The 15,360-nt window shown below is 59.6% G+C and carries 13 protein-coding genes; 8 read left to right on the top strand and 5 right to left on the bottom strand.

The window, feature by feature from the left end; genetic code table 11:
• Nucleotides 1–73: 73 nt before the first annotated feature.
• The gene (gene asnC / locus ACSBQV_RS19135; RefSeq protein ID WP_004933786.1) at nt 74–535 is read right to left on the bottom strand and encodes a transcriptional regulator AsnC; all 462 of its coding nucleotides are present in this window, start codon (nt 533–535) and stop codon (nt 74–76) included.
• A 155-nt stretch (nt 536–690) separates the two neighbouring features.
• On the opposite strand from asnC, the gene asnA reads away from it, so the two are divergent.
• Nucleotides 691–1,683 carry an aspartate--ammonia ligase gene (gene asnA, locus ACSBQV_RS19130; protein WP_099785177.1) on the top strand — a complete coding sequence of 331 codons (993 nt, stop codon included), beginning with the start codon at nt 691–693 and terminating at the stop codon, nt 1,681–1,683.
• A gap of 6 nt (nt 1,684–1,689) precedes the next feature.
• Here the strand turns inward: asnA and viaA are convergent, their stop codons facing one another.
• Together viaA and ravA are read right to left on the bottom strand one after the other, a co-directional pair.
• The gene (gene viaA, locus ACSBQV_RS19125; protein ID WP_004933781.1) at nt 1,690–3,153 is read right to left on the bottom strand and encodes an ATPase RavA stimulator ViaA; all 1,464 of its coding nucleotides are present in this window, start codon (nt 3,151–3,153) and stop codon (nt 1,690–1,692) included.
• A 2-nt stretch (nt 3,154–3,155) separates the two neighbouring features.
• Nucleotides 3,156–4,664, bottom strand: a complete 1,509-nt coding sequence (gene ravA / locus ACSBQV_RS19120; RefSeq protein ID WP_089197564.1) for an ATPase RavA — start codon at nt 4,662–4,664, stop codon at nt 3,156–3,158.
• A gap of 283 nt (nt 4,665–4,947) precedes the next feature.
• On the opposite strand from ravA, the gene kup reads away from it, so the two are divergent.
• From kup to rbsR, 7 genes are all read left to right on the top strand, one after another.
• Nucleotides 4,948–6,816, top strand: coding sequence for a low affinity potassium transporter Kup (kup, locus tag ACSBQV_RS19115; protein WP_015379467.1), 1,869 nt, complete (start codon nt 4,948–4,950; stop codon nt 6,814–6,816).
• A gap of 170 nt (nt 6,817–6,986) precedes the next feature.
• A complete protein-coding gene (gene rbsD / locus ACSBQV_RS19110; protein WP_099785179.1) occupies nt 6,987–7,406 on the top strand; it encodes a D-ribose pyranase in 420 nt (139 codons plus the stop codon).
• 7 nt (nt 7,407–7,413) lie between these two features.
• Nucleotides 7,414–8,919 (top strand): ribose ABC transporter ATP-binding protein RbsA, encoded by a 1,506-nt coding sequence (gene rbsA / locus ACSBQV_RS19105; protein ID WP_099785181.1) that lies wholly within the window; start codon nt 7,414–7,416, stop codon nt 8,917–8,919.
• Nucleotides 8,920–8,925: 6 nt separating this feature from the next.
• Nucleotides 8,926–9,894 carry a ribose ABC transporter permease gene (gene rbsC / locus ACSBQV_RS19100; RefSeq protein ID WP_025304730.1) on the top strand — a complete coding sequence of 323 codons (969 nt, stop codon included), beginning with the start codon at nt 8,926–8,928 and terminating at the stop codon, nt 9,892–9,894.
• A gap of 24 nt (nt 9,895–9,918) precedes the next feature.
• On the top strand, nt 9,919–10,806 hold the full coding sequence (gene rbsB / locus ACSBQV_RS19095) for a ribose ABC transporter substrate-binding protein RbsB (protein ID WP_028128068.1): 888 nt from the start codon (nt 9,919–9,921) through the stop codon (nt 10,804–10,806).
• Between the two features lie 61 nt (nt 10,807–10,867).
• Complete coding sequence (gene rbsK / locus ACSBQV_RS19090) at nt 10,868–11,794, top strand: ribokinase (protein WP_046898746.1); 927 nt, start codon at nt 10,868–10,870, stop codon at nt 11,792–11,794.
• 4 nt (nt 11,795–11,798) lie between these two features.
• Nucleotides 11,799–12,800 carry a ribose operon transcriptional repressor RbsR gene (gene rbsR / locus ACSBQV_RS19085; protein WP_099785183.1) on the top strand — a complete coding sequence of 334 codons (1,002 nt, stop codon included), beginning with the start codon at nt 11,799–11,801 and terminating at the stop codon, nt 12,798–12,800.
• Here the strand turns inward: rbsR and mdtD are convergent.
• Together mdtD and ACSBQV_RS19075 are read right to left on the bottom strand one after the other, a co-directional pair.
• The gene (gene mdtD / locus ACSBQV_RS19080) at nt 12,797–14,212 is read right to left on the bottom strand and encodes a multidrug transporter subunit MdtD (protein WP_033645165.1); all 1,416 of its coding nucleotides are present in this window, start codon (nt 14,210–14,212) and stop codon (nt 12,797–12,799) included. The genes rbsR and mdtD overlap by 4 nt on opposite strands.
• Before the next feature lie 67 nt (nt 14,213–14,279).
• Entirely contained in the window at nt 14,280–14,969 is a 690-nt protein-coding gene (locus tag ACSBQV_RS19075; protein ID WP_033652336.1) for a FadR/GntR family transcriptional regulator, read from the bottom strand.
• Between the last annotated feature and the right edge of the window lie 391 nt (nt 14,970–15,360).

The following is a 15,360-nucleotide window of genomic DNA, read 5'->3' as shown; positions in this document are numbered from 1 at the left end:
AAAGTGGCTGCATTGTACGCTGTGAATCGGCTGGGATCTACCTGTGGATAATGTGGGTATGCAATTTGGCGGGTTACGGCACGATGGTGCGCATAATGGGGTTCTGCAGCGAGATCAGCGTTTCGGTGGACTGGATCTCGTCGATGGTCTGGATCTTGTTGATAAGTACCTGTTGCAACGCGTCGATCGAGCGGCACATCACTTTAATAAAGACGCTGTAGTGGCCGGTGGTGTAATAGGCTTCCACCACTTCTTCCAGGCTTTCCAGCTTCTTCAGTGCCGAAGGGTAGTCCTTGGCGCTCTTTAATATGATGCCGATAAAGCAGCACACGTCGTAACCCAGCTGTTTGGGGCTGACGTCGATACGTGCGCCGGTGATGATCCCGGCCTGTTTCATCTTCTCCACCCGCACGTGAATGGTGCCGGGGCTGACGGCGAAGTTTTTCGCCAGTTCGGCGTATGGTGTGCGCGCATTGTCCATCAGGGCGTTGAGGATGCCGCGATCGAGATTATCGATCTGATAAATTTCCGCCATTTAATCCCCCATTAATTAACGATTGTTGAATTCAGTCCGGGTAAAAATGAACGATTAAAAGTGAAAAGGCAATATTGATTAACGGATATTGAATTGGCGTATCATTTTGTTGCTTAATCGATGGCAACAGAGACAGGTTTACAAGAGATACGGCAATGAAAAAACAGTTTATCCAAAAACAACAACAAATCAGCCAGGTCAAATCCTTCTTCTCCCGCCAGCTGGAACAGCAGCTCGGTCTGATCGAAGTGCAGGCCCCGATCCTTAGTCGCCTGGGTGACGGCACGCAGGATAACCTCTCCGGCAGCGAGAAAGCGGTGCAGGTCAAAGTCAAAACCTTGCCGGACGCCACCTTCGAAGTGGTGCACTCACTGGCGAAATGGAAACGCAAAACCCTGGGCAGCTACGATTTCGGTGCCGGCGAAGGCCTGTATACCCATATGAAGGCGCTGCGCCCGGATGAAGACCGCCTGACGCCAATCCACTCGGTGTACGTCGATCAGTGGGACTGGGAGCGGGTGATGGGCGACGGTGAGCGCAGCCTGGACTATCTGAAAAGTACCGTGCGCAGCATTTACGCCGCGATCAAGGCGACGGAAGCGGAAGTCAGCCGTGAGCATGGCCTGACCCCGTTCCTGCCGGAACAGATCCACTTCGTGCACAGCGAAACCCTGCTGCAGCGCTATCCGGATCTGGATGCCAAAGGGCGTGAGCGAGCGATCGCCAAAGAATTGGGCGCGGTGTTCCTGATCGGCATCGGCGGCAAGCTGTCGCACGGCAAATCGCACGATGTGCGTGCGCCGGATTATGATGACTGGACCACGCCGACGGCGGATGGCCTGGCGGGCCTGAATGGCGATATCGTGGTGTGGAACCCGGTGCTGCAGGACGCTTTCGAGCTTTCTTCCATGGGCATCCGCGTCGACGCCGCGGCGCTGAAACATCAGCTGGCGCTGACCGGCGATGAAGATCGCATGAAGCTGGAATGGCATCAGTCGTTGCTGCGCGGCGATATGCCGCAGACCATCGGCGGCGGCATCGGTCAGTCGCGTTTGGTGATGTTGCTGTTGCAGCTGTCGCATATCGGCCAGGTGCAGTGCGGCGTGTGGTCACCGGAAGTGCGCGGCGCGGTTGAAGGCCTGCTCTGATTCTGCCTAGCGCCGCCAGCGGCGCATCAACCGGCTTTTCAACCCGGTATCGAAGCGCCAGATGTGATCGAAGATGCGCATGATGCCGGGTTTGCCGTAGGCGGACATCGCCACCGCGTGGAAACGCTGCTGGTGGCTTTGCTGCTGCTGTTTCACCTTCTTTATTACCTCCTCCGGCAACCGCTGGGCGATAAAATCAGAAATGATCACCGCATCGGCATCGAACCAGCCGCTCTCCGCCATTTTGGTGACGGTGGCGTTCAGGCAGGCCGCCAGATCGGTGCCGCCGCGAAACTGCTGGCCGAGAAAACGCACTGCCTGCTCAATGCCGCTGGCGGCGGTGAGTTCGTAATGTACGATCTGGTTGGCGAACAGCATGATGTAGCAGCGGCGGTTGTCCGCCAGCGCAATGCGCAGCAGCGCCAGACAGAACGCCTTGGCGCACTGTTCGTTGAAGCCGCCCATCGATCCTGAGGTGTCCACGCAGACGATAAACGGCCCGCGCGGCTGCTGATCCTGCTGCTGGTGGGTGACCTGACGGATCAGGATCTGTTCCTGCCAGACGTCGCCCTGCAGGCGGTAGCTCAGCAGTCGTTTTTCCAGCAGGCGGCGATAAAACTCGAATTCCAGCTCTTCAATCCCCAGCGTCGCCAGCTCCGGCGGCAGCAGGCGCAGAATGTCGTCGCTTTGATGAATGCCGCTCACTTCTTCCGGCAGCGTGGCCGGCACCTGCACCATAACCCTGAACGGCTCCGGCTGCGCGTCCTGTTGTTGCACCGCTTTGGCCTGATAGCTGCGGCCCAGCTGCTGCGCCAGCTTTTTCAGCTCCGGCTGCTGCTGCAAAAAGTTGCCGTACTCCACCAGCCGCTGGTAATCGCCGCGCTGCAGCTGGCCTTTGCTCATGTCCCACAGCCTGCCGGCGGCGGTGTCGTTTTCCGACAGCAGCGGTTCCAGCGCGCCGCTCAGCGCCAGGCGTTCCTGCAGTTCCGCCATCAGCTGCTCACGCTCTTGTTCCAGCAGCTGGTGGTGCAGCATGGTGGCCTGCAGCGTCAGGCTGATGCGCCAGCGCTGCAGAAACAGCGTTTGAAAACTGTCGTCCAACGGATGATTGGGCAGATCGGCGGCGTCCACCAGCGCGCGCGCCTGTTCATAAAACGGGGAAACCAGCTGGCGCAGCAGCTCCATCGTGTCGTTGAGGTTGTGATAGAACTGGGTATTGTTCTCCAGCTGGCACTGTTGGTAGCGGTAAAATTCCTGCGCCAGCGCCGGCGGCACCATGGCCTCCTGCAAACGCTCCTTTAGCTGCAGCTTCCAGCGCGGCAGATCGCGATCCAGCGCCCGCCGTAGGGCCGGAAACTTTTTAAAGAATACCGACAGCTGCGGCGCGGCCAGCATGCCGACGATCATCTCCTCGATCATCTCGCCTTCGGTGATCGCCAGCAGCAGATCGAGCGTCTCCAGACTGAGCATGGTTACTGGCCGCGCATTTGCTGCTGTTGCTGTTTAACCTGTTCCGCGACCTGCAGCAGACTGGCTTCGATCTTGGCCAGACCGGCGGCGGACGTGAACAGGCAGGGCTGATGTTGGCTGAAGGCGCGGCGCTGCTCCGCCAGGCGCTGGGCCAATGCGTCCATTTCATCCAGCAGCGCCTGCGGCGTAGCGGTAGCCTGTTTGCCCGGCAGCGCCAGCAGCGACGGCTGACGGCTGACGTCCAACACCGTGAGGTGCAGTTGATCGTCCACTTCCAGGTCGATCGGCTGCGCAAAGCCGATGCCGTTCAGCTTGGCGCGCACGTCGCCGCCTTTTTGCAGCCAGTTGTCCAGCGCGCTGCTTTCGATGCTCAGATGATTGACCTGAATGTCATGCAGCTGCAGCGGTTTTTGCAGCAGCAGGGTGAGGGTGCCGCCGGCGAACGGCGTGGCCGGCGCGTATTGCGGTTTGCGGCTGAACATCCCGCCTTTTTTCACCAGGCTGATGGCCTGTCGGTCGCTTTGTTGCTGCTGGTCCTGCATCCAGCGGGTATGGATCTGTTGCAGTTGGATCAACATCGACTGCTGCTGATAGGCCGATTCGGTCAGCAGTTGATCGATCTGCTGTTGCAGTAGCTTCAGCGAGGTGAGATCGTGCCACAGGCAGTCTTTCAACAGCATCAGATCGAGCGGGGCGATGGCGTCGCGCCCGCTGAAGAAGGCGCAGGCCTGCAGCAGGCGCAGGGCTTTCTTCCAGCGCCGATCGGAGACGTACGGCGCCTGTTCCAGCGCGTCCAGCCGCTGGCGCAGTTGGAAAATCAGCTCAAAGCAGGCTTCCGGCAGCGCCACCTTATCGATCTGCGGCTGCCACTGCAGAAACTCTTCGTCGCTGACGCTCAGCGCCGCCGGCACCGGGTTTTGGCTTTCGCTCTGGCGGTTGACCAGCAGCGAGCGGAAATTCTGCTTATCCTGCACCTTGTCCAGCCACAGGCGAATCAGCATGCGGTCATACAGGGCTTCGAGGCTGTTGTCCGCTTCGGGCAGTTCGTTGGAAGCGGTGACCAGCAGGCGCAGCGGGATCGGTTCTTCGCTGTTGCCGTTGCGAAAGCGCCGTTCATTGATCGCCGTCAGCAGGGTGTTGAGGATCGCCGGGCCGGCCTTCCAGATCTCGTCCAGAAACACGATCTCCGCTTCTGGCAGATAGCCGGCGGTCAGGCGTTGATAGCGCCCTTCATCTTTCAGCGCCTGAATCGAGAGCGGGCCGAAGACCTCTTCCGGCGTGGAAAAGCGCGTCATTAGGTATTCAAAAGAGCGGGCGTTGCGGAAGGCAAACTTCAGCCGGCGCGCGATCAGGCTCTTGGCGATGCCGGGCGGGCCGAGCAAGAATACGCTTTCGCCGCTCAGCGCCGCCAGCAGGCACAGGCGGATCGCCTCTTGCCGCTCATAAAGGCCGCTCTCCAGCGCGCTGCTGAGGCGGGAAATTCGTTCTGCCAGAAGGGATGATGGCGTCATATAATCGTCGTATTGTCCGAGAGTTAGCCAATCTTGGTCGATAATTCGATGATAAACCACCATTATTTTTAATGGTATAGCTTATTGATTAGTAAAAATTTTCTCAGTTGAGTCGGATATCCGGTTCACATTTTGTTTATTTTTCGGCTCTGATATAAGGGTAGGCAAGCCGTATAAATGGTGCATACTGTGCGGCTTTCTGGTGGGCGTGACGGATCTTTGAGCCCGTATTTTGCCTGATGCGGATGCATCGCTAACGGATGTTCTGATAAAGAAACGAATTATGAGCGCAGAGCATAAGCAGTCCCTATCGGCGGTAACCCTGGCTGCCATCGGCGTGGTCTACGGTGATATCGGCACCAGTCCTCTCTATACGTTGAGAGAGTGTTTCTCCGGCCATTACGGCTTCGATGTTCGTCCAGATGTGGTTTTCGGCTTCCTGTCGCTGATTTTCTGGATGCTGATCGTGATCGTTTCCCTCAAATATCTCACCTACGTGATGCGGGCGGACAACGCCGGCGAAGGCGGCATTTTGACGCTGATGTCGCTGGCCGGGCGCAATACCTCGGCGCGCACCACCGCAGTGCTGGTGATACTGGGCCTGATCGGCGGCAGCTTCTTCTATGGCGAGGTGGTGATCACCCCAGCGATCTCGGTGATGTCGGCGATAGAGGGGTTGGAAATCGCCGCGCCCGCGCTCGACGCCTATATCGTGCCGCTCTCGATTCTGGTGCTGACCCTGCTGTTCGTTATCCAAAAACACGGCACCGGCAGCGTCGGCAAGCTGTTCGCCCCGGTAATGCTGTTGTGGTTCATCGTGTTGGCGGTGCTGGGCGCGCGCAGCATCATTTCGAACCCGGAAGTGCTGCAGGCGCTGAATCCCAAATGGGCGCTCAACTTCTTTATGGAATATAAGAAGGTGTCGTTCTTCGCGCTGGGGGCGGTGGTGCTGTCGATCACCGGCGTTGAGGCGCTGTATGCCGACATGGGGCACTTCGGCAAGTTCCCGATCCGCCTGGCCTGGTTCACCGTGGTGCTGCCTTCGCTGGTGCTCAACTACTTCGGCCAGGGGGCGTTGCTGCTGAAAAACCCTGAAGCGATCAAAAACCCATTCTTCCTGCTGGCGCCCGACTGGGCGCTGATCCCGCTGCTGATTCTGGCAACCCTGGCAACGGTCATCGCCTCGCAGGCGGTGATTTCCGGCGTCTTCTCGCTGACTCGCCAGGCGGTGCGCCTGGGGTATTTGTCGCCGATGCGCATCATTCACACCTCGGAAATGGAATCCGGCCAGATCTACATTCCGGTGATCAACTGGACGCTGTATATCTCGGTGGTGCTGGTGATCATCGGCTTCGAGCACTCCAGCAACCTGGCGGCGGCGTACGGCATCGCCGTTACCGGCACTATGGTGCTGACCAGCATACTGGTCACTTCGGTGGCGATTAATAACTGGCACTGGAACCGCTTCCTGGCGATCGGCATCGTAACCATCTTACTGATCATCGACGTGCCGATGTTCTCCGCCAACGCCCTGAAGCTGTTCTCCGGCGGCTGGCTGCCGCTGACCCTGGCGCTGGTGATGTTCATCATTATGACTACCTGGAAGAGCGAGCGTTTCCGCCTGTTGCGCCGTCTGCATGAGCACGGCAACTCGCTGGAGGCGATGATTGCCTCGCTGGAGAAATCGCCGCCGGTACGGGTGCCGGGCACCGCGGTCTTCTTGTCGCGCGCCACCAACGTCATTCCTTTTGCGCTGTTGCATAACCTGAAACACAATAAGGTGCTGCACGAGCGCGTGGTGCTGCTGACGCTGCGCACCGAGGATGCGCCTTACGTGCACAACGTGCGCCGGGTGACCATCGAGCAGCTGTCGCCGACCTTCTGGCGGGTGGTGGCCAGCTACGGCTGGCGCGAAACGCCGAACGTGGAGGAAGTGTTCCACCGCTGCGGGCTGGAAGGGTTGCCGTGCCGCATGTCGGAGACGTCGTTCTTCATGTCCCATGAATCGCTGATCCTCACCAAGCGGCCATGGTACCTCTACCTGCGTGGCAAACTGTTCGTTGCTCTGAGCCGCAATGCGCTGCGCGCGCCGGATCAGTTCGAAATCCCGCCGAACCGGGTCATCGAGCTCGGCACGCAGGTCGAGATCTAACCCGCCTGACAGGGGCTCAGCTAGGCTGAGCCCCTTTTGTTTGCGCTTTCTCCGTGCGCGAACGAAACGTTTCGATGACGATCACACTTCTGCATTGTCCGGGTTGCCTTCCCCTGCCGTTTTTTTACACTCCTCCAGAGAGCGAAACGTTTCGCTAGCGGAGTGAGAAGATGAAAAAAGGCGTATTACTGAATTCCGACGTGTCTGCCGTGATTGCCCGGCTGGGGCATACCGATCAGCTCACCCTGTGCGACGCGGGCCTGCCGATACCGGCGGCGACGCAGCGCATCGATCTGGCGCTGACGCAGGGCGTGCCGGCCTTCATGCAGGTGTTCGCGGCGGTCACGCAAGAGATGCAGGTAGAAAGCGCCATCCTGGCGGAAGAAATCGTGAAACAAAATCCGTCGCTCCACGAGGCATTGTTGGCTGAACTGACCGCACTGGGCCAACGCCAGGGCAATACCATCGGCGTGCGTTATATCAGCCATCAGGCGTTTAAAGCGCAAACCGAGCACAGCCGGGCGGTGATCCGCAGCGGGGAGTGTTCGCCTTACGCGAACGTGATCCTGTGCGCCGGCGTAACTTTCTGAGGCGTTTATGCAACCTTTACTGCAACTGAAAGGGATTGATAAAGCCTTTCCCGGCGTGAAGGCGCTTTCCGGCGCCGCTCTCAGCGTTTATCCCGGCAAGGTGATGGCGCTGGTGGGGGAAAACGGCGCCGGGAAGTCCACCATGATGAAAGTGCTGACCGGCATCTACCAGAAAGACACCGGCAGTCAGTATTTTCTCGGTAAAGAGGTGGCGTTCAACGGGCCTAAAGATTCGCAGGAAGCGGGCATCGGCATTATTCATCAGGAGCTGAACCTGATCCCGCAGCTGACGATTGCGGAAAACATCTTCCTCGGCCGCGAGTTCGTCAACCGTTTCGGCCGCATTGACTGGAAGCGCATGTACGCCGAGGCCGATCGCTTGCTGGCGCGCCTCAACCTGCGCTACAGCAGCCACCGGCTGGTGGGCGAGCTGTCGATTGGCGATCAGCAGATGGTGGAGATTGCCAAGGTACTGAGCTTCGAATCGAAAGTGATCATCATGGACGAACCGACCGATGCGCTGACCGACACCGAAACCGCCTCGCTGTTCAAGGTGATCAACGAGCTGAAGGCCGAAGGGCGCGGCATCGTCTATATCTCGCACCGTCTGAAAGAGATCTTTGAAATCTGCGACGACGTGACGGTATTTCGCGACGGGCAGTTCATCGCCGAGCGGCCGGTGAGCGAGCTGCAGGAAGATTCGCTGATTGAGATGATGGTCGGTCGCAAGCTGGAAGAACAATACCCGCGCCTTGATTTACCGCGCGGGGAAAAGCGGCTGGAAGTCAGTCATCTTTCCGGACCCGGCGTTGAAGACGTCAGCTTTACGCTGTATCGCGGTGAGATCCTCGGCGTGGCCGGCTTGATGGGCGCCGGGCGCACCGAATTGATGAAGATTCTGTACGGCGCCGCGCCGCGCAAGGCCGGCACCGTCAACCTCGACGGCCGCGAGGTAGTCACCCATTCGCCGCAGGATGGATTGGCGAACGGCATCGTCTATATCTCGGAAGACCGTAAGCGCGACGGCTTGGTGCTGGGCATGTCGGTAAAGGAAAACATGTCTCTGACTGCGCTGCGCTACTTCAGCCGCGCCGACGGCAGCCTGAAACAGGCCGACGAGCGGCAGGCGGTGGGGGACTTCATCCGCCTGTTCAATATCAAAACGCCGTCGATGGAGCAGCCGATAGGTCTGCTTTCCGGCGGCAATCAGCAGAAAGTGGCGATCGCCCGCGGCCTGATGACCCGGCCGAAGGTGCTGATCCTCGATGAGCCGACGCGCGGCGTCGACGTCGGGGCGAAAAAAGAGATCTATCAGTTAATCAACCAGTTCAAACAGGAAGGGCTGAGCATCATTCTGGTGTCTTCGGAAATGCCGGAGGTGATGGGCATGAGCGATCGCATTCTGGTGATGCACGAAGGGCATCTCAGCGGCGAGTTCCCGATTGAACAGGCCACCCAGGAAGCGTTGATGGCGGCAGCCGTCGGCAAGCAATACGGCGTAAAGCAGGAGTAATCAGATATGAGTTCCCAGACTATCGCAGCTAAGCGCTGGTTCAGTAAAGAATGGCTGTTAGAGCAGAAGTCGTTGATTGCGCTGCTGGTGCTGATCGCCGTGGTCTCTTCCATGAGCCCGAACTTCTTCACCCTGAACAACCTGTTCAATATTCTGCAGCAGACCTCGGTCAACGCCATCATGGCGGTGGGGATGACGCTGGTGATCCTCACTTCCGGCATCGATCTGTCGGTGGGATCGCTGCTGGCCCTGACCGGCGCGGTGGCTGCGTCGATCGTCGGCTTTGAAGTCAACGCGCTGGTGGCGGTGGCGGCGGCCTTGGCGCTGGGCGCCGCGATTGGCGCCTGCACCGGGGTGATCGTCGCCAAAGGCAAGGTGCAAGCCTTTATCGCTACGCTGGTGATGATGCTGCTGCTGCGCGGCGTCACCATGGTGTACACCAACGGCAGCCCGGTCAACACCGGTTTCACCGACGTGGCCGACACCTTTGGCTGGTTCGGCATCGGCCGCCCGCTGGGCGTGCCTACGCCGATCTGGATCATGGCGATCGTGTTCATCGCCGCCTGGTATATGCTGCACCATACGCGCCTGGGCCGCTATATTTATGCCCTGGGCGGCAACGAAGCGGCGACCCGCCTGTCCGGCATCAGCGTCGATAAAGTGAAGATTATCGTCTACTCGCTGTGCGGCCTGCTGGCGGCGCTGGCTGGGGTAATCGAAGTGGCGCGCCTCTCGTCGGCGCAGCCGACCGCCGGCACCGGCTATGAGTTGGACGCCATCGCCGCCGTGGTGCTGGGCGGCACCAGCCTGGCCGGCGGCAAGGGACGCATCGTCGGCACGCTGATCGGGGCGCTGATCCTCGGTTTTCTGAACAACGGCCTGAATTTACTGGGTGTTTCTTCCTACTACCAAATGATCGTGAAGGCAGTGGTGATACTGCTGGCGGTTCTGGTAGATAACAAAAGCAACAAGTAACCTCCCCCTACAGGAATCACGATGATGAAAATGAAAAAACTGGCAACCTTAGCTTCCGCCATCGCGTTGAGCGCCACCCTGAGCGCCAATGCCATGGCCAAAGACACCATCGCGCTGGTGGTGTCCACCCTCAACAATCCGTTCTTCGTCTCGATGAAGGATGGGGCGCAGCAAGAGGCCAACAAGCTGGGTTATAACCTGGTGGTGCTGGATTCCCAAAACAACCCGGCGAAAGAGCTGGCCAACGTGCAGGATCTGATGGTGCGGGCGCCCAAGCTGCTGTTGATCAACCCGACTGACTCCGATGCGGTGGGCAACGCCATCAAGATGGCCAACCAGGCTAAGATCCCGGTCATCACGCTGGACCGCGTGGCGAGCAAGGGTGAAGTGGTGAGCCATATCGCTTCGGATAACCGCGTGGGCGGCAAAATGGCCGGCGACTTCATCGCCAAGAAAGCGGGCGCCGACGCCAAGGTGATTCAGCTGGAAGGCATTGCCGGCACCTCCGCCGCGCGTGAACGCGGCGAAGGCTTTAAACAGTCGCTGGATCAGAATAAATTCAAGCTGCTGGCCAGCCAGCCGGCCGATTTCGACCGCACCAAGGGCCTGAACGTGATGCAGAACCTGCTGACCGCTCACCCGGATGTGCAGGCGGTATTTGCCCAGAACGATGAAATGGCGCTGGGCGCGCTGCGTGCGCTGCAAACCGCCGGTAAAACCGACGTGATCGTGGTAGGCTTCGACGGCACCGCCGACGGCGTGAAAGCGGTTGAAGGCGGCAAGCTGGCGGCGACCGTGGCGCAGCGTCCCGATCAGATCGGCGTGATAGGCGTGGAAACCGCCGATAAAGTGCTGAAAGGCGAAAAAGTGCCGGCGACCATTCCGGTCGATTTGAAACTGGTCACTCAGTAAGTCATACCAGCGCCATCGGGACGGGGCGTTTACGATGGCGCGCAATTCAGGAATCAATGCGATGGAAACAGGTAAGCTGGTGGTTCTGGGCAGCATCAATGCCGACCATATCCTCAATATTGAACAATTCCCCCACCCGGGCGAAACGGTGATCGGGAAGCAGTATAAGGTGGCGTTTGGCGGCAAGGGCGCGAATCAGGCGGTGGCGGCCGGGCGCAGTGGGGCGGAGATCGCCTTTATCGCCTGCGTGGGCGCCGACGATATCGGCGAGCGTGTCCGCCGGCAGCTGGCGAGCGATCGCATTGATACCCAACCGATTGAAGCCATCGCCGACAGCACCACCGGCGTGGCGCTGATCTTCGTCAATGCCGAAGGCGAGAACGTGATCGGCATCAATGCCGGCGCCAACGCCGCGGTGACGCCGGATTACCTGGCGCGCTACCGGCAAAAAGTCATCGACGCCGACGCCCTGCTGATGCAGCTGGAGTCGCCGCTGGAGACGGTGATCGCCGCCGCCCGCTTGGCCAAGCAACATCAAACGCAGGTGATCCTCAACCCGGCCCCGGCGCGCGAGCTGCCGGACGAGCTGCTGGGGATGATTGATATGATCACCCCGAATGAAACCGAAGCGCAGCGCCTGACAGGCATCGCCGTGGACAGCGACGCCGATGCGGCGCGCGCGGCGCAGGCGCTGCACGACAAAGGCATCGCGACGGTGATCATCACCCTCGGCAGCCGCGGCGTGTGGCTGAGCGAAAACGGCAACGGCAAACGGGTGCCCGGCTTCAAAGTGCAAGCGGTGGATACCATCGCCGCCGGCGATACCTTTAACGGCGCGCTGGTCACTGCCCTGTTGGAAGGCAAGATCATGGCCGACGCGGTGCGTTTCGCCCATGCGGCGGCGGCGATCGCCGTCACCCGCCCCGGCGCGCAGCCTTCGGTGCCGTGGCGCGAAGAGATCGACGCCTTCTTGCAGCAACAGGGGTGATCCTTTGGCCACCATGAAAGATGTCGCCCGCCTGGCGGGCGTTTCAACCTCTACCGTTTCGCATGTGGTCAACAACAATCGCTTCGTCAGCGACAGCGTGCGCGACAAGGTCATGGCGGCCGTGGAACAGTTGAACTATGCGCCTTCTGCGCTGGCGCGCAGCCTGAAGCTCAATCAGACCCGCACCATCGGCATGCTGGTGACCGCCAGCAACAACCCGTTTTATGCTGAAGTGGTGCGCGGCGTGGAGCGCAGCTGCTATGAACGCGGCTACAGCCTGATCCTGTGCAATACCGAAGAAGACGCCGCGCGCATGAACCGCAGTATGGAGACGCTGCTGCAAAAGCGCGTCGACGGTTTACTGTTGATGTGCACCGAAAATCACCGGCCATCTCAGGATGCCCTGAGTCGCTACCCGTCATTGCCGATCGTGATGATGGACTGGGCACCGTTCGAGGGCGCGAACGACATTATTCAGGATAACTCGCTGCTGGGCGGCGAGATGGCGACCGATCATCTGATCGCCCGCGGCTACCGCAAGATCGCCTGCATCGCCGGCCCGCAGGACAAAACCACCGCTCGTCACCGGCTGGAAGGCTATCGCAACGCGATGCGTCGCGCCGGATTACCGGTTCCGACAGGGTATGAAGTGCATTGCGACTTTGAGTTTGAGGGCGGCGTGACCGCCATGCGCCAGCTGCTGGCGCTGGAAGAGCCGCCGCATGCGGTGTTCGCCGGCAACGACGCGGTGGCGGTAGGCGTTTATCAGGCGCTGTATCAGGCCGGGCTTTCCGTGCCGCAGGATATGGCGGTGATGGGGTACGATGACATTGAATTGGCGCGTTATCTGGCGCCGCCGCTGAGCACCATTCATCAACCGAAGGATTCGCTGGGCGAGCTGGCGATCGATGCGCTGATCAACCGCCTGCAAAATCCGGAGCGCGCGCCCCAGGTGCTGGTGCTGACGCCCGAGCTGGTGGAACGCGCCTCGGTGGGCCGCCGTTAACTGGCCGCCTTCGCTTCTTTCTTGCTTTCCTGGCCGCTGATCAAGTTGCGGCCATCTTTCCTTCTCAGCAACATAAATACCAGCGCCGACGCCACGGTGACGATCCCCATGGTGATAAAGGTGTAATGGAAGTGGTCGATCATCGTGCCTAACGACAGGGATTCGTAAAAACGCAGCACCGCCGCGCTGATCGCTACGCCGAAACTGATGGACAGCTGTTGGGTGACCGCCAGGACGCTGTTGCCGGCGCTGGCGTTGGCGTCGTTCAAATCCGCCAGGCTGATGGTATTCATGGCGGTGAACTGGGTGGACATCGCCATGCCCAGTACGAACAGCGGCAGGATCATCAGCCACAGCGGCATGCCTGGGCTCTGCAGGGCGAACTGCGCGATCAGCGCTCCGATGATAACGGTGATGCCGACCAGCGTTTTACGGTAGCCGAACCAGCGCAACACTTGAGTGACGGTGGATTTCGCCATCAGCGAGCCGATGGCGGTCGGCGCCATCATGCAGCCGGCGACGATCGCCGTGTAGCCAAATCCCACTTGCAGCATGAGCGGCATCAAAAACGGCACGCAGCCGGTGCCCAACCTGGATGCGACGTTGCCGGCGATGCCGACCGAGAAGGTGCGGGTTTTGAACAGGTCGAGGCCGATCAGCGGCTGAGGATGACGGCGGGCGTGCGCGATGTAGCCGAACAGCATCACGAAGCCGCTGAGCAGAATGCCCAGCGAAACGTAGCTCGCCAGCACCCGCTCGCCAAACAGTTCCAGCCCGGTGGAGATCAGCACCAGGCTCAGGCCGAACAGCATAAAACCCAGAAAATCGAAGCGGCGCTTGGGCGTGGTGAAGTCCGGCATGTATTTGCGCGCATAGAAGATGCCGAGCAGGCCGATAGGGATATTGATCAGGAAAATCCAATGCCAGGTGGCGTAGGTCACCAGCCAGCCGCCCAGCAGCGGCCCCAGAATCGGCCCGACCAGGCCGGGCATGGTGACGAAGTTCAGCACCGGCAGCAGTTCGCTGCGCGGGTAGGCGCGCAGCAGCGCCAGTCGCGCGACCGGCATCATCATCGCGCCGCCGATGCCCTGCAGCACGCGAGAGGCAACCAGTACGCTCAACGTGGGGGAGAGGGCGCACAACAGTGAACCGAGGGTGAATAACGTGACGGCGAAGATGAACACGCGGCGGGTGCCGAAGCGGTCCGCCAGCCAACCGCTGACCGGGATTAGCATCGCCACCGTCAGCGTATAGCTGATGACGGCAGATTGCATCGCCAGCGGCGAGTGCCCGAGGCTGTGGGCGATCGCCGGCAGCGCCGTGTTGAGGATGGTGGCGTCCAGCGCCTGCATAAAGAACGCCATTGCGGCGATCCACGGGAGTCCTGCCATACTGCGCGCGGATTGGGTCATGGTCGGTCCTGGTTAAATGGTCGTCTCTCCCTCATCTCTTTCTTCTATCTATAAGCGGGGAGCGTGTCTAGTCTTTCTCTTTCAGCAAAACTTGGCAGGCGACAAGGGCGCCTGCGCTGTCTCCGGCGAGTATCGCATCGACGATAGCCTGATGGTGGCGCAGCTTGATCACTTCATTGCCGGTGATGGCGCGGAAGTAACTCTGATACACCGAACTGAACAGGTTGGCGAACGAGGTCAGGAACGGATTGCCGCTGGCCTCGTAGATGAGCTGGTGGAATTGGGTATCGACCTGGATCCAGCGCTCGCGATCAAACTGGGTATGCAGCGCGCGCATCTCCGCCATCAGTTCCGCCAGCAGTTTGGTTTGCTGCGGGCTGGCGTGGTCTGCTGCCAACGCGCAGGCCTGCGGTTCCAACGAGGTGCGCAATATAAGGAAGTGTTGCATCACCTGATCGAAGTTTTCCCGCGTCATCCACCAGGTCAGTAAATCCTGATCGAGGAAATTCCATTGGCTTTGCGGCATCACGCGGGTGCCAATGCGCGGGCGCGGCAACAACATGCCTTTGGCGGCTAACATCTTTACCGCTTCGCGCACCGCGGTGCGGCTGACGCCGAATTGCTCGCCCAGTTCCATTTCACCGGGCAGGATGCTGCCGGCCTGATAATCGCCTGCCAGAATTTGTTGGCCGAGTTTCTCTGCAAGCAGATAAGAAAGATTGCGTTGGGCGGCCTGTTGTTGTGCATTTAATGGCATGGCTGCGGATCCTTACTGACTTCGTTTCTTCTATTTTACTCCAGTGATCGCCAGCTTTTATGGCTGTTTGCCTGAAAAAGTGACATAAATTCGCCGCTTTTTCGCTCTTTTGCCGAAAAAATCCGCGCTTGAAAAGTTTTTTGCATTTAGGGGTTGCGGCCTGCCGAGAACTCCCTATAATGCGCCTCCACTGACCGGGAACAACGACTGACAAGCCGCCGGGTCAGCGAGAGGAAAGCGAAATAAACGCTTGACTCTCCGGGTGAAAAGCGTAATATACGCCACCTCGAGTTAGCAAGCGAAAGCGCCTAACTCACTGCTCTTTAACAATTTATCAGACAATCTGTGTGGGCACTCCACAAGACGATATCCAGCATCTTCGGATGCAAAA

Origin of the sequence: Serratia sp. B501, from assembly GCF_051172315.1 — a bacterium.
Classification (GTDB): domain Bacteria; phylum Pseudomonadota; class Gammaproteobacteria; order Enterobacterales; family Enterobacteriaceae; genus Serratia; species Serratia ureilytica.
Note: the sequence above shows the minus strand (reverse complement) of the source record. Positions and strands in the feature narration are given on the sequence as shown.